This is a genomic window from Paenibacillus xylanexedens, from assembly GCF_007676705.1.
In the GTDB taxonomy this organism is placed as follows: domain Bacteria; phylum Bacillota; class Bacilli; order Paenibacillales; family Paenibacillaceae; genus Paenibacillus; species Paenibacillus xylanexedens_C.
In genome coordinates this window covers 367,793-381,531 of record NZ_VEBF01000003.1, presented here as the reverse complement: position 1 = coordinate 381,531, position 13,739 = coordinate 367,793, and the positions used below count along the sequence as shown (strand labels likewise).

Sequence of the window (13,739 nt, the reverse complement as noted above, 5' to 3'; positions counted from 1 at the left end):
CATGTAAGCGTGTAACACAGAGAGGGGATTACATCCATGACATTACAGATCGGAATCATTGGAACAGGCTGGTTCAGTAAAGTACATGCAGATATTCTCGCACGAATGGAAGGTGTTCGTGTTGCGAGTGTCTGTGGAACAACGTTGGAAAAGGCAGAGGCTATGGCCTCCGTCTATGATGCTGTTGGTTACGGTGAACTTGAACATATGCTGGATGGTGAGAAGCTGGATGCGGTGTATATCTGTGTGCCTCCGATGTCTCACGGATCGATTGAGTCGGAATTGAATCGTCGCGGAATTCCATTCCTGGTCGAGAAACCGCTGAGTACTGGAATGGACGTTCCGCGTCAGGTGTTGGATCAGGTACAGAAGAGCGGATTGTTAACCTCTGTCGGCTACCATTTCCGTTATCAGGAGGCTGCTCAAGTATTACAACAGGCCATGAAAGAACAGACGGTTGGCATGGCTCTTGGCCGCTGGATGGGCGGAATGCCAGGGGTTACCTGGTGGCGGCGCCAGGATGGTTCAGGTGGACAATTCGTAGAGCAGACCACACATATCGTAGACTTGCTTCGGTATTGTGCAGGAGAAGTTACGGAGGTGTACGCCGTAGCAGCTCAGCGAAGCATGCATGAGAAGCATGAGCATGTTACTGTTGCCGATGTAGCGAATGTGACGCTCAAGCTGGAAAGTGGAGCGATTGCAAGCATCGCCAATACATGTCTGTTGCCAGACGGAGAGGGCGGTGCAGGACTGCAGTTCTACACGGATGCAGGGGTGTGGGATTGGACGCCGGAACGTTTGCTTCTGCCAAGTGCCGCAACACATGCGATGGCAGGCCTGGAGATTCCGGCAGGACATAATCCATATGAGCGTGAGAATGAAGCGTTTATTCACGCCCTGCGTACGGGAGACCGTTCACGAATTCTGTCCGATTATGCGGATGCCTGTCGTACACAGGAGATTACGACGGCGGCGCTGGCATCTGCAGATTCCGGCCTGCCGGTACAGCTTCAGCCTTCAAAGCATCTCTCTCACTAAAAATATAAATACGCCTGAATCGGGGATTGATCCGCAGATCAACCTGATTCAGGCGTATTTGTGTTGAGTAGAAATGAATGGGACAGGAACCATATTACTCGGATTTTTGCTGTTTCAACCAGTCGGAAGACCAGCTGTAGATCTGATCAATGACAGGTTCAATGGCTCTGCCTTTGGGGGTTAACTCATACTCCACACGAGGAGGAATCTCCGGAAACATGTGCCGGGTTACGATACCTTCTGTCTCCATTTCCTTCAATCGCTCCGATAAAAGTCGTCCACTGATGGCCATCTCTGCTTCAAGTTCCGTAAACCGCTTCGGTCCGGACAACAGTTGGTACATAATTAACAGTACCCACTTCTTGCCTATAATGTCTATGGCCTGAGTGATCATACAGGGACTTGGTGCTTTTACTTTTTTCAGCTTCAACGTGTTCACCTCGATTCATGATCATTTTTTTCGCTGATGTATATGAAAGACATGGTTTCTGCCGCGCTAAGAATGGTAGAACATTCAGTTTAATGCCGGTCACTACAAAATATACTGTAACATACCTTTTGTATGTATTATACATCATACAGCGAAAAATTACTTGAAGAAATTATCTTATCATTGTATACTAACTTCATAAAAGTAAGTTGGTGATAAATAATACGTATAATATACACATGTACTATTTCGAAAGTGAACCTAGCTAAACAGATGAAAACAGAGTTACCTTCGGGGAACTTTTACATAGATTCTTTTTTTACTATTTATCGCAAAAATAATCATTACATAGTGGGAACATTCAATTCGCTTTAGGAGGATATACATATGAACAAGATTTTGGGTTATATTTTTCTGGTTGTGCTAGCAGGTGTATTTGTCATGACTGGGTTTAACAAGATCAGTGGAGCAGACATGATGATTCAGACCTTCGAAAGTTTCTCTTATCCAACATGGACCATGTATCTGCTTGGTGCTGCCGAGTTGCTTAGTGCAGTGGGGCTACTGATTCCACGTACTCGCATCCTGGCTTCTGGCATACTGACATTCATTCTGATTGGGGCTGTGGGAAGTCATCTGATCTATGCACAATATGCTGCTGTTCCGTTCCCGGCTGTGTTGTTGGTAGCTAACATTATTGTCCTGGTTGTGGGCATGCGCAGATTGGAAGAGGAAGAAGAAGGACATATGGATGCCATTCAGGTGTAAAGGAAAGATGAATAGAAGATCTGAAACGATATCATGAGATGGCCGCTGCAGATGAGCATAGGTCATCTTTTTTTATGATTGAATGAATCTAATATAAAAAAAGAAGAACCCACGAAAAACAACGGGTTCTCTTGCAGCGGGACTTCCTGATCGGAAGGTCTTCTGACTATAAATGATCGAATACCATTCTTATTATAGTAACTTTTTTAATTGAGAGACGCGTCCTTGGCTAATGCCAAGCTTTTCCGCAATTTGCTGTTGAGCCAAACCGGGATTCTGTTCAACAATTTCTTTCATCTGTTGCAGCATGCGTGCCGTCTTGGGTCGCAGGTCCGGGTATTCTTGGTTGTCAGCAGTGGTCCCTTCTTCCCTAACGGGAGATGAGACTGAGGCGGATTTGGTAGCAGGACGCTCCACGGGTGCAGGAGCCTGTTTGTTCTGAGGTACGAACCAGTCGGGAGAGTCATCCGGGTGTTTTAATTGAATTGCACAAGTCCGGCAGATGAATTGCTCTTTGAAATACATTTCCGTATCCACATCACCGCAAAAAATACACAATGTTGATTTGTACTTTCTCAAAATCAACTCTTTCCCTTCAATGAAAAACTCAAGCGGATCGCCGATATGGATTTCCATCGTATCCCGCATTTCTTTGGGAAGGACAATTCGTCCAAGACGGTCCAGAGATCTCTTCATTCCGGTTCTTTTCATCGCATCTCCCCCGCAATATTCACAATTAAAAACCTGTCCTTATTGTAAGGAAGAAAGGGCTTTAATACAACAATAATATTTCAAAAAAGTGGGATTATTCCATCTATTATGGGAAAATAAGTTTGGAAAGGATGGGTGCAACGGCTAAAGTGAACAATGCGGCCAGCACCATGGAGATACTGGAGATGGTACCCGTCAGGGAACTCAGTTCAAATGCTTTGGATGTCCCTGTACCATGAGCACCGGTTCCAAACAGTGTGCCTCGTGCAATCTCGCCATCGATGTGCAGCATCTTAACAATAGTAGGACCCATAATTACTCCGAGCAGACCGGTCATAATGACAAAAACCGCTGTCACTGCGGGGATTCCCCCGATCGTTGCTGATACACTCATGGCAATTGGCGTTGTGATGGAGCGCGGGATTAAGCTATGGATTAGCCCGGAATCCAGTTGCAACCATTTGGCGAGCAGGGCAGAAGAAAGCACGGCAACCACTGAGCCAGTCATGACACTAAAGACGATCTCGGAAATATGTTTTTTGAGTACATGGAAAAAGGTATACAGTGGTACGGCAAAAGCCACGGTGGCCGGTTGAAGCAGTAGGCTCAGCCATTTGCCGCCGCTGCTATACGTGGTATAATCCGTTCCCGTTGCGAGCAATATGCCTACGACAAGCAGTGGCGTAATGAGCAGCGGAGACAGATAAACTTTCGGCAGATTGCGATACATTCGTTTGGCAACTCCGTATATACCGACGGTTAACAACAGGCAGAGGAATCCAATCATCCGGTGTGACGCTCCTTTCGTTTCGCAATTCGTGTAGCGACCAGTCCTGTACAGGACATGACCAGAAATGTACTAAGCAGTACGATGAATAAAATCTGCAGACCGTCATGCTCCAGCATGGGCATATAGTTCATAATGCCAACAGCTGACGGAATAAAAAATAACAATAGTTCACCGAGTAGCCAGGCAGCTCCAACTTCAATCCAGCGCAGCTTCACGACACGGGTCTGAAGCAGAATGAATAGCACGACCATACCGAGTATCGAACCCGGTACAGGAAGATGGAGAGTACGGGCCAGCAGGTCCATAATCAGTGAAAAAACCATTAAGAGCGCAACCTGTGCAATACCAAGGCCCCATTTTTTCACTTTAATCCCTCCTTGTATAATCAACGTAATCGTTTGAGTTGTTATGAAAATGAATCACTTGATAACGCAAATTTTACATGGCATTCTTTCATGAGTAAAATGCATATTAAGAATGTTTACTATTCCATTTATCTATGAGAGGTGGGACCAACCGGTGGATATCCGCCATTTGCAATATTTTCTGGAAGTCGCTAGGCAACAGAGCTTCACAAAAGCCGCTGAAGTTCTGTATATCACCCAGCCTACCATCAGCAAGACCGTCAAGAGTCTTGAAGAGGAGTTGGGTATCACGTTGTTGGACCGTTATGGTAAGAAAGTGGAACTAACGGATGCAGGTCATGTGTTTTTTCGGCAGGCACTGGAGATTGAAAAATCGTTCCGCAATCTGTCATCCGAGTTGGATGATCTGATGAACTTGAAGAAAGGCCACCTGCGGATCGGTCTGCCGCCGATGGTAGGGTCCAGCTTTTTCCCCATGATCATTGGCGAATTTCACAAAGCCTACCCGCAGGTGACTATTCAGCTATTTGAAGATGGAGCCAAAAAAGTGGAGGCCGATGTGATCAGCGGTGCACTGGATATTGGCGTTGCAGTACTGCCAACCGTGGATGAGCTGTTGGATCATTTTGTGTTTGTGAAAGAGAAGCTGAACCTGCTCGTGCATCCTTCACATCCACTTGCGGAGAAAGAGTCGGTTGCGCTGCATGAACTGGAAAACGACGCCTTTGTATTGTTTCGGGAGGATTTTGCGTTGCATGACCGGATTATTGTGGCCTGTCAGGAGGCCGGATTCCAACCCCGGGTGGTGTATGAGAGTTCCCAATGGGATCTGCTCAGTGCGATGGTTGCGGCCAATCTGGGAGTAGCCTTGCTACCGGAGACCATCTGTCGAGAGGTGGATCATATGCGTGTGAGTATCATCCCCGTAACGGAGCCTGTAATTCCATGGCAACTCGGCATGATCTGGCGGAAGGACCGCTATCTGTCTTTTGCCACGAGAGAGTGGATCGGATTCACACAGTCGATGCTAGGAGAGTAAGGAAGCCATCGGAAGGTGGTTCTGTCATTGTAGTGCTCCGTGTAAATACTCTTTTGTTGACCCCGGATCGTTGTTACAATGGAAGCATAATCATGGTGGAGGTGTAGGAACATGAAACTGCGGGTATCCGCTGTACAATACCAATTGCATACAATCAGCTCATTTGAGCAGTTCGCCGCTCAGGCTGAACATTACATACGGACAGCGAGCGAATACGGAACCGAATTCGTACTGTTCCCTGAATTTTTCACAACGCAATTAATGTCCATTGGGGACGAACAAGGCCATGCACTGACGATTGAGGATCTGCCGAACTTTACGGAACAATATGAACAACTATTCACATCACTTGCTGCCAAGTACGGCATGCACCTCATCGGGGGAACTCACGTCATTCGCCGTGAAGGGAAGCTGTATAATACAGCCCACATGTTCTACCCGGATGGTCGCATCGCGCGCCAGGACAAGATTCACATTACACCAACCGAAGTTCAGGAATGGAATATGGCTCCGGGGAATGGACTTGAAGTGTTCGATACGGATAAAGGCCGCATTGCAATGCTAACCTGTTACGATATTGAATTCCCGGAGATTGTGCGGATGGCCAAAGCCAAAGGTGCAGACGTAATTTTCTGTCCTTCCTGTACGGACGATCGCCACGGTTTCTATCGTGTACGCTATACGAGTCATGCCCGCGCGGTAGAGAATCAGGTGTATGTTGTGTTAACCGGAACGGTGGGTAATCTGCCGACAGTTGATTTCATGCGTGCCAACTATGGACAGGCAGCGATTATTACGCCGAATGATATCCCGTTTCCGCCACGTGGCATTCTGGCCGAGGGTGAGATTAACAACGATATGATTGTAACGGCCGATCTGGATCTGGACTTATTGTATGAGGTGCGCGAACGTGGATCGGTTACGACCTGGCGTGACCGCCGTACTGATCTATATACCGATTGGGAGTAGGCAGCAACGTTTAAAACTGAACGGAACAGAGCAGAGCAGGAAATTCATTTGTCAGTGGAAAGGGGCGACCCGGCAACATGTATAGCAAAGAAATGCTGATCACCGACCCGGAGCGAAGTGGCAAAAGGGTAAAGGCCGTCGTCCGCAATTATGTAGCAGCCGACTTTGAGGAACTCATTCGCATTCAGGCGGAGAGTTTCCCTCCTCCTTATCCGGAAGAGCTGCTCTGGAGTCACGAGCAGCTTACCAGTCATGTACAGCATTACCCGGAGGGCGCCATCTGTATTGAGGTGGATGGAGAATTGGCCGGATCGATGACCTCGCTGCGTATGCAGTGGGACCCTGCACATCCGGCGAATCATACTTGGGCGGAAGTAACGGATGACGGCTATATTCGTAACCACCGCCCGGATGGCAACACGTTGTATATTGTCGATCTCTGTGTTCGTCCAAAGTACCGCAAGTGGGGGTTGGCTCAGCTTATGATGCAGGCGATGTATCACCTTGTTATTGCACAAGGTATGGATCGGTTACTAGGTGCTGGTAGAATGCCAGGTTATCATCTGGTTGCAGACCAACTGTCTGCGCAGGAATATCTGAACCAGGTGGCAGCGGGAGAAAGACGTGATCCGGTGATATCGTTCCTGCTTCGTTGTGGGCGCATGCCAGTTGGTGTGACAGCGGACTACCTGGACGATGAGGAATCCTGCAACTATGCAGCCCTGATGGAGTGGCGGAATCCGTTCAAATAAAAAATATCAAATGCAATACATCATCGATCGAGGGGGTATTTATCCATGGAATTTACGCGTATTACATCCATTAAAGATCCATTGTTTGCCCAAATGCACAAGCTGATGCAGGAGATTTTCCCGCGGGAAGAAGTGCTGGACTTCCCCCTGTGGGCAGAACCGTTGGAAGATCCGGGTATTCGGGTGTTCGTGGCTGTACATGAAGGACAAGTTGTTGGGGCGACAGAATACCGTTATTACGAGGACTGGAACGTTGCCATGACGGACTTCACGATTATTGGGCGCGAAGGTTTGGGGATCGGCAGTTTCCTGGCGAATCACCGCAAGCGTGATCTGCAGAAGCTGGCTGCGGCAAATGGGAAAGAATTGTTCGGCATGTTTGCCGAAATCTATAATCCATACTTGAGTCAGGATCACGAGTTCGGCGGCATCAAGCCCATGGACCCGTATGTACGTCGTGAAGTATTGTCCCATCTGGGGTACCAGCGTCTGGACTTCCCGTATGTTCATCCATCCTGGCAAGGTGACGGCGAAGCAGTTGGCGGATTGGATCTGTGCTTCATGCCAGGCGATGATTCACTCGGTGAACTGCCAGCTAGCCTGGTGGCTGATTTCCTGAATCGATATTATGCAGTGCTACCGAACAAACCGCAGGAATGGCTTGCCATGGTAGAGCAATTGACTGCTCGCAAGACCGTTGCGCTACTGCCGTTGTAAACATATGAATGACCCGAGCCCTGCTAACAGGATTCGGGTCATTTTTTTATTTCAGAATTAACAAGATACTCTTTCTTTGAGGTAGCATATGTTACCATATAAATGGAAGAGAAGTGTTTCTATTCATTTTATTAAGGAGGCAATTAGATGAAAAAAAGAAGAATCTTGTTGATATGGATGTTCACTGTTCTATTAACAGCTTGTAGTTCAAGTAACGATGCTCCCCTGCCAAATGTACTGGAGAGAGACCGCCAAAATGTCATAGATACCGAACAAATTCAGAAGGAAAATGAGCTGCTGAAGGAGCAGGTGCAGAACAACAAGGAGGAACAGGATGCGAATGATGCAAAAGAGCAGGAAGCAGTAGAGAGCTTAAGAGAAACGCTGAACATAACATTTAAACTGATGGCAGCAATGGAATCCAATGACTATACATATCTTGAATCGGTGTCTTCTCCGAATATAGAAATATCAAAGCAGAACAATACTGTTATATCAAAACGGGATAAGGGGGATTACGAAGTACCTTTTCTTCAAAACGTTAGCCTAAATAATCTGGAATACCGTGGATTTAATCCTTTGGATTCAGACCGTGTCATTTTGCATATGGCTTTAATGAGGTCTGATGGAAACAGTGCATTGGATATTTATTTCACTCGTACCGAGGAAGGTAACTGGCTCTTCGATGGTCTGCTCACGAATGGATAGGCCACTAGTCTGGCTCTGTAAAAATAAACGGCGACCGTTTCCTCTATGTTAAGAGAGGATGGTCGCCGTATGGATGAGTTCCAGTGAAATATTCAATTATTGTGTAGGCTTTCGATCCGGTAGCTGGCTCAAATAACTGTTGGACAAGTGTACAAGATCCAATGCGCGATCATATTGTTCCTTCGTGATAAACCGCGAAGAGGAAACCTCACTTTTAGGAGAAGTGGCTATTGTTGGAGATCCCTTTTCTCCCGAATTCTTCGGTGTCTCTTCTGAAGGGATGTCCGTCTGTTTCTGCCTTGCATCCTGCCTGCCCGCATCAGCTAGGGAATAATGCGTTCCGTCACCATATCCGGTCGCTGGAATGAAGAGAGAAGCATCGTTCAGCACCGACCCGGAAGGAAGGTAATAGCGTTCAGGTAGCAGATTCCCGCCTTCATGCAGCAAATCCTGTCCAAAGTGTAATTGGTCATCTAACGATACTCCGGTGAGTCCAGCAATCGTTGGCAGAATGTCCACTTGGCCTCCGATCTGTTCCAGTTGTACGCCCGGGGTAACGCCCGGAGCCGAGATAATGAGTGGAATGTTAATCATATCTGCTGATGTATATTCCCGACCATACAACTCTTTCATAAGGATTTCGTCATCTCGGTCCAGTGAATAGATGGGAAGTCCGAGGTGATCCCCATACAAAACGAACAGACTATTTTCCCATAATCCCCGTTCCTTCAATCCCGCAATTAACTGTCCAACCGCCTGATCAGCATAATGCTGGGATATCAGATAATTGCCGGGCAACGTATCTTTGTAACGCTCAGGCAACGTCAGCTTGACCTTGTTATCAGGCAAAGTGTACGGGTGGTGGGCCGACATGGAGATGATATGGGCATAGAAGGGATCACCCGAAGACTGCATGGATTTCAGCTTATCCAGTGTTTTGGAATACAGAATCTCATCCGAAGCCGAAAAGGCAATGGAGTCCTGTGTGCCGAAATAATCGATATCATAATATTGGTCGAATCCAAGTGCCTGGTATAACTGATCCCGATTCCAGAAACGAACATCATTCGTATGGAAGGTGGCTGTCTGATACCCGTTTGCAGACATCAACTTGGGCAGGCTCGGCAGGGCTTTATCTGCATATACAGTCGTTGCTGCCCCGTTCGGCGGGGTGTAAAACGATGTATTCACCACAAATTCTGCATCCGAGGTATTTCCCTGTCCCACTTGCTGATAGAAGTTTGGAAAATACAGACTTTGTCCAGCCAGTTGGTTCAGGTTGGGCGTGATCTCCTGTCCATCTACCTCTAATCCAATCAGGAAGTTCTGAAATGACTCCAACTGGAGCATAATCACGTTACGTCCGCTCGCTGCCCCCCGCTCCACAATCGCAGGAAGTTCGGTCGTTTGCTTCAACTGGTCGATGTCAGCCTGATCAATGTGGGCAATGGGCACAAGTTCATCGGGTCGATCCAGAATAGTATAGGCTTCATAACCGAGGATACCCATCTGTTCTGCTTGTGTAATCTCACTCATACTGGCCCGATTGGGATAGATGTTGAGCATGCACAGAATCATGGACAGGGTCAGAATGACCGAAGCAACACGTCTTCTGGCACGCCGTTCGAGCGGAATCCGGTCCGGGCGCTCTGTACTCCCGAGCTTGATCAGGCGACGAATGAGTATCCCCCCGATAATCAGAACGTCTGCAAAAATAAACAAATAATAGGGGTCCAGCAAAGAAAACATGCTGCTCTTGACAGAGGTCACCTGATTCACCTGTGCTAGTGCGTGATAGTTAACGATTACGCCATAGTATTTGTAGTACATGATGGCTGCAAAGAAAATCCCTGAGAGCAGCAAATTCACGGCGAGGTATATCCACATCCGTCGTTTGGCAGCAAACCACTCAATCAGACAGAAGCCGATCCAGATGAGCGGCAATTCGGTCAGCAGTGGTTTCCAGACAGGGATGTCATCGAAGATAACAATCCAGGCCAGTGAACTTTTGATCATCATGATAATGGTGAAGAATATAAACGGTCCGCTTAGAAACCGGGTGAGTGAACTGCGTGACAAGGTACCGCCTTCCCTTCCGAAGTTTCATTTAACAAGTATTATCCTATCTCAGCATGTCCATGTCAAAAAATGAAAGCCGCCATGAATCGACAACAAAAAACCTCTTCCTGCTGGAAGAGGTGTGGCAGTACCGGTTGTTGTAATGAAAGCCGGATTAACCCGATCGTTATTCTATAGTGTACGTTGTAACGTAAGAAGGTCTGGGGAACATGGTGGGCTTCTGTGCGGTCAGGCCTTCGCTTGTACTGCGGTTTCGGTGAGCGTGACTATATGCTTGCGATTCCTGCCAGCCTTTGAAGTGTTCCTCGGACTGCCAGAGTGTAAGTACAACATACGTGTCATCCTTGAGTGGACGAAGCACACGAATACCGACAAAACCAGGCTCGTCTTCGACTTTGCGGGCACGGTTCTTGAACCGTTCTTCGAAGTCGTTACGACCATCCTCTGTGACGGGAATATTATTCAAAACAGCATAACCTCCGCCAGTCCAGGAACCTGCGGCATCAAAAGCTTCGTATGCGGCTACTTTATCATCAGACTCGATATTCATCAGACGTTCTGCGGATTCAATAGCCAGTCGCACCTGCTCCTCGCTTCGCAAAGTTAGATGCGGGTATGCAGCAAGTGCATCCGGAATCGGTGAAGGAACCAAATAGATATACATAGAAGCTGCCTCCTTATATAAATACAATCATGTAAGTTAAACTATACGTTTACACGAGAACGCAGAGGACAGAAATAACCTGAAGAAGCGAAGTGTGCGCCTGAAAGCTTTCTGAAAGAAAGCTACATCGGAAGCATACACTATCACCGGATTTTCCCCATTAAGAGGGGATCAAAAAAATCTGGGGATAACAGCGATCGGAAGGTTGTTCTGTCATCGGAGTGGTAAGTGTAACATTAACTAGTTCAACTTATATACCCCAACATAGCATATGGGAATCGGTGAGTCCAATCGGCGGATCAACTGGTTTGAGCATGTCTTTTCATGATAAAGTATAGTCACTACAAACAGAACGGGTGATCGTATGACAACAACAATTCGGATATCGGTTAGACCTTTGGTGGAGTATGTGTACCGCAGTGGCAGCATACGTCCAGGGTTTCGTACCAATGCATCGATGCAGGAGGGGACTCGAATCCATCAGCGGGTACAGAAGGGATACACCGAAGAAGATCTGAAAGAGATCGTACTCGAAGCTGAAATTCAACATGGCGATCTGACCTATGTGGTGGAAGGGCGATGTGATGGCTTGATCCGGTTGGAGGGTCAGTTAACGGTGGATGAGATCAAATCCACTGCGGGCAATCTGGACGACCTGGGTGACGGACTACCCGTGCATTGGGCGCAGGCCATGATGTATGCCTACATGTACGCCGTTCAGCAGGATGAACCGCGGATGCAGGTCCAACTTACGTATGTGCATTCGGTAACCCATGAAGAAAGACGGTTCCGCCGAATGGCAGAGCGACAGGAACTGGAACAGTTTGCGGCAGAAGTGATTGCCGGTTATGCGCCATATGCAGAGATGATCGCTGCATATGAAGAAGAGCGTGATGTTAGTGTGCGAGAGCTGCCGTTTCCTTTTCGCAAATACCGGGAGGGACAGCGGAAGCTGGCAGGAGCTGTGTACAAGACCATTCGTGAAGGCCAGGGATTGATGGCCAAAGCACCAACAGGCATTGGTAAAACGATGTCCGTACTGTTTCCCACGGTCAAAGCGATTGGCGAAGGTGAAGCCAGCCGATTGTTCTATCTGACCGCGAGGACGACGACACGGGTGGCGGCAGAAGAAGCTTTTGCCCGGATGCAATCGGAAGGATTGAAGATGCATGTGATCAGTCTGACCGCGAAGGACAAGATCTGTTTTAAAGAAGAGGAAGCTTGTGATACGGGACAATGCGGCATGTGCGAAGGATATTATGACCGTATTAACGGGGCCGTGCTGGATATGCTGGAACATGAGACATTAATGACACGTCCGGTCATCGAGCAGTATGCACGCAAACATCGGGTGTGTCCGTTTGAGTTTTCAATGGATGCGGCATATGCTGCCGATGCGGTCATCTGCGATTATAACTATATTTTTGATCCGCGTATCTCTCTGAAACGAATGTTGGAGGAGCAGAAGCGTAAGACGGTGTTATTGGTGGACGAGGCACATAATCTGGTCGATCGTGGCCGAACGATGTTTTCCGCAGAGCTGGAGAAAGCGGTATTCCTGGATGTGAAAAGGGAGTTCCAACCGCTGAACAGCAGTGTGTCGGCTGCCAAAGCCATTGTTGACTACACTGGAGCCATTGATAAGTATCTGATTACCCTTCGCAAAAATGGTGGAGATGAGGGGAAGATCATACAGCAGGAGGCACCGGAGGAACTGATTGAACTACTGGAGCCTTTTGTTATGGTTGCAGAGCAATGCCTGGTCGAAGGTGGTTCGGGGAATGCAGAGTCGGATCAGTTGCTGCTCGATGCCTACTTCACGGCACAGAATTTCCTGCGTATTGCCAAGCTGTATGATGAACGTTTCATCACATATGCAGAGTGTGTTCGAAGTGAAGTGAGAGTGAAGTTGTTCTGTCTCGATCCCTCCGTGCTGCTTCGTCAGACGGCCAAAGGATTCCGCTCACTCATTCATTTCTCGGCAACCTTGTCACCTCTTCGCTATTATCGGGATATGCTGGGTGCAGAGGAAGAGGATTATACATTGCAGATTCCATCGCCATTTCAGCGCGAACAACTGGATGTAAGGCTTCTGCCCTTATCTGTGCGATATAAGGACCGGGAGCAATCCCGGCGACCCATTGCGGAGATGCTGCAACAGCTGGTGGCCGAATGGCCGCGCAGTAATCTGATGGTGTTCTTCCCTTCTTACCCTTATATGCGAGAGATCTATGAAACCTATGCACAGCTTCCGAATGAAGCAGATACGGTTATACAGAAGCAGGGCATGAACGAACTGGAACGGGAGCAGTTTTTGGATGGATTCCAGCCAAACCCTGAACGGACACGATTGGTATTTGCCGTCATGGGTGGCGTATTCTCGGAAGGTGTCGACCTCCCGGGAGACCGATTGAATGGCGTCGTTGTGGTAGGTGCGGGGCTGCCGCAGATTGGCTTGGAGAACAATGTGCTTCGTGATTATTATGACCGTACAGGCCGCAACGGATTCAATTATGCCTATATTTTCCCCGGTATGAACAAAGTGCTGCAGGCAGGAGGAAGGCTGATTCGAACGGAAGAAGACAGGGGTGTGCTGGTGCTGGTTGACGATCGGTTCACGCAGGAACCCTATCGTTCCCTGCTGCCCGAGGAGTGGCAGGATTATAAGCGAATTTGATGATCGAACCATGATGAAAATGACTGATG

Annotated in this window: 14 protein-coding genes; 8 read left to right on the top strand and 6 right to left on the bottom strand. The window is 47.9% G+C overall.

The window, feature by feature from the left end:
- Positions 1-36: 36 nt before the first annotated feature.
- Positions 37-1,041 carry a Gfo/Idh/MocA family protein gene (locus tag FS628_RS19570; protein ID WP_145324728.1) on the top strand — a complete coding sequence of 335 codons (1,005 nt, stop codon included), beginning with the start codon at positions 37-39 and terminating at the stop codon, positions 1,039-1,041.
- A 94-nt stretch (positions 1,042-1,135) separates the two neighbouring features.
- Here the strand turns inward: FS628_RS19570 and FS628_RS19565 are convergent, their stop codons facing one another.
- Complete coding sequence (locus tag FS628_RS19565) at positions 1,136-1,435, bottom strand: winged helix-turn-helix transcriptional regulator (RefSeq protein WP_026081419.1); 300 nt, start codon at positions 1,433-1,435, stop codon at positions 1,136-1,138.
- Between the two features lie 423 nt (positions 1,436-1,858).
- On the opposite strand from FS628_RS19565, the gene FS628_RS19560 reads away from it, so the two are divergent.
- Positions 1,859-2,239, top strand: a complete 381-nt coding sequence (locus tag FS628_RS19560) for a DoxX family protein (RefSeq protein ID WP_145324727.1) — start codon at positions 1,859-1,861, stop codon at positions 2,237-2,239.
- A gap of 192 nt (positions 2,240-2,431) precedes the next feature.
- Here the strand turns inward: FS628_RS19560 and FS628_RS19555 are convergent, their stop codons facing one another.
- The 3 genes from FS628_RS19555 to FS628_RS19545 form a co-directional block, all read right to left on the bottom strand.
- On the bottom strand, positions 2,432-2,950 hold the full coding sequence (locus FS628_RS19555) for an AbrB/MazE/SpoVT family DNA-binding domain-containing protein (RefSeq protein WP_145324726.1): 519 nt from the start codon (positions 2,948-2,950) through the stop codon (positions 2,432-2,434).
- 106 nt (positions 2,951-3,056) lie between these two features.
- Positions 3,057-3,737, bottom strand: coding sequence for an LrgB family protein (locus FS628_RS19550; RefSeq protein WP_145324725.1), 681 nt, complete (start codon positions 3,735-3,737; stop codon positions 3,057-3,059).
- On the bottom strand, positions 3,734-4,105 hold the full coding sequence (locus FS628_RS19545; protein ID WP_145324724.1) for a CidA/LrgA family protein: 372 nt from the start codon (positions 4,103-4,105) through the stop codon (positions 3,734-3,736). The genes FS628_RS19550 and FS628_RS19545 overlap by 4 nt, the downstream gene beginning before the upstream one ends.
- Positions 4,106-4,259: 154 nt before the next feature.
- On the opposite strand from FS628_RS19545, the gene cidR reads away from it, so the two are divergent.
- From cidR to FS628_RS19520, 5 genes are all read left to right on the top strand, one after another.
- Entirely contained in the window at positions 4,260-5,144 is an 885-nt protein-coding gene (gene cidR, locus FS628_RS19540) for a cidABC operon transcriptional activator CidR (RefSeq protein ID WP_186327884.1), read from the top strand.
- 111 nt (positions 5,145-5,255) lie between these two features.
- Entirely contained in the window at positions 5,256-6,113 is an 858-nt protein-coding gene (locus FS628_RS19535; protein ID WP_145324722.1) for a carbon-nitrogen hydrolase family protein, read from the top strand.
- A 77-nt stretch (positions 6,114-6,190) separates the two neighbouring features.
- Positions 6,191-6,865 carry a GNAT family N-acetyltransferase gene (locus FS628_RS19530; protein WP_145324721.1) on the top strand — a complete coding sequence of 225 codons (675 nt, stop codon included), beginning with the start codon at positions 6,191-6,193 and terminating at the stop codon, positions 6,863-6,865.
- Between the two features lie 45 nt (positions 6,866-6,910).
- Complete coding sequence (locus FS628_RS19525; protein WP_145324720.1) at positions 6,911-7,582, top strand: GNAT family N-acetyltransferase; 672 nt, start codon at positions 6,911-6,913, stop codon at positions 7,580-7,582.
- A gap of 147 nt (positions 7,583-7,729) precedes the next feature.
- Positions 7,730-8,290, top strand: coding sequence for a hypothetical protein (locus FS628_RS19520; protein ID WP_145324719.1), 561 nt, complete (start codon positions 7,730-7,732; stop codon positions 8,288-8,290).
- Positions 8,291-8,386: 96 nt separating this feature from the next.
- Here the strand turns inward: FS628_RS19520 and FS628_RS19515 are convergent, their stop codons facing one another.
- Together FS628_RS19515 and FS628_RS33045 are read right to left on the bottom strand one after the other, a co-directional pair.
- Positions 8,387-10,369, bottom strand: coding sequence for an LTA synthase family protein (locus tag FS628_RS19515; protein ID WP_260871117.1), 1,983 nt, complete (start codon positions 10,367-10,369; stop codon positions 8,387-8,389).
- Positions 10,370-10,535: 166 nt separating this feature from the next.
- Positions 10,536-11,033, bottom strand: coding sequence for an antibiotic biosynthesis monooxygenase family protein (locus FS628_RS33045; protein WP_076328672.1), 498 nt, complete (start codon positions 11,031-11,033; stop codon positions 10,536-10,538).
- Between the two features lie 364 nt (positions 11,034-11,397).
- On the opposite strand from FS628_RS33045, the gene FS628_RS19505 reads away from it, so the two are divergent.
- Positions 11,398-13,710 (top strand): ATP-dependent DNA helicase, encoded by a 2,313-nt coding sequence (locus tag FS628_RS19505; protein WP_145324718.1) that lies wholly within the window; start codon positions 11,398-11,400, stop codon positions 13,708-13,710.
- The last annotated feature ends 29 nt before the right edge of the window (positions 13,711-13,739 follow it).

Excerpts from the sequence above, each read along its gene's own strand:
- FS628_RS19570 (WP_145324728.1), top strand. The coding sequence starts at position 37 with ATGACATTACAGATCGGAATCATTGGAACAGGCTGGTTCAGTAAAGTA.
- FS628_RS19565 (WP_026081419.1), bottom strand. The coding sequence starts at position 1,435 with ATGATCACTCAGGCCATAGACATTATAGGCAAGAAGTGGGTACTGTTA.
- FS628_RS19560 (WP_145324727.1), top strand. The coding sequence starts at position 1,859 with ATGAACAAGATTTTGGGTTATATTTTTCTGGTTGTGCTAGCAGGTGTA.
- FS628_RS19555 (WP_145324726.1), bottom strand. The coding sequence starts at position 2,950 with ATGAAAAGAACCGGAATGAAGAGATCTCTGGACCGTCTTGGACGAATT.
- FS628_RS19550 (WP_145324725.1), bottom strand. The coding sequence starts at position 3,737 with ATGATTGGATTCCTCTGCCTGTTGTTAACCGTCGGTATATACGGAGTT.
- FS628_RS19535 (WP_145324722.1), top strand. The coding sequence starts at position 5,256 with ATGAAACTGCGGGTATCCGCTGTACAATACCAATTGCATACAATCAGC.
- FS628_RS19530 (WP_145324721.1), top strand. The coding sequence starts at position 6,191 with ATGTATAGCAAAGAAATGCTGATCACCGACCCGGAGCGAAGTGGCAAA.
- FS628_RS19525 (WP_145324720.1), top strand. The coding sequence starts at position 6,911 with ATGGAATTTACGCGTATTACATCCATTAAAGATCCATTGTTTGCCCAA.
- FS628_RS19520 (WP_145324719.1), top strand. The coding sequence starts at position 7,730 with ATGAAAAAAAGAAGAATCTTGTTGATATGGATGTTCACTGTTCTATTA.
- FS628_RS33045 (WP_076328672.1), bottom strand. The coding sequence starts at position 11,033 with ATGTATATCTATTTGGTTCCTTCACCGATTCCGGATGCACTTGCTGCA.
- FS628_RS19505 (WP_145324718.1), top strand. The coding sequence starts at position 11,398 with ATGACAACAACAATTCGGATATCGGTTAGACCTTTGGTGGAGTATGTG.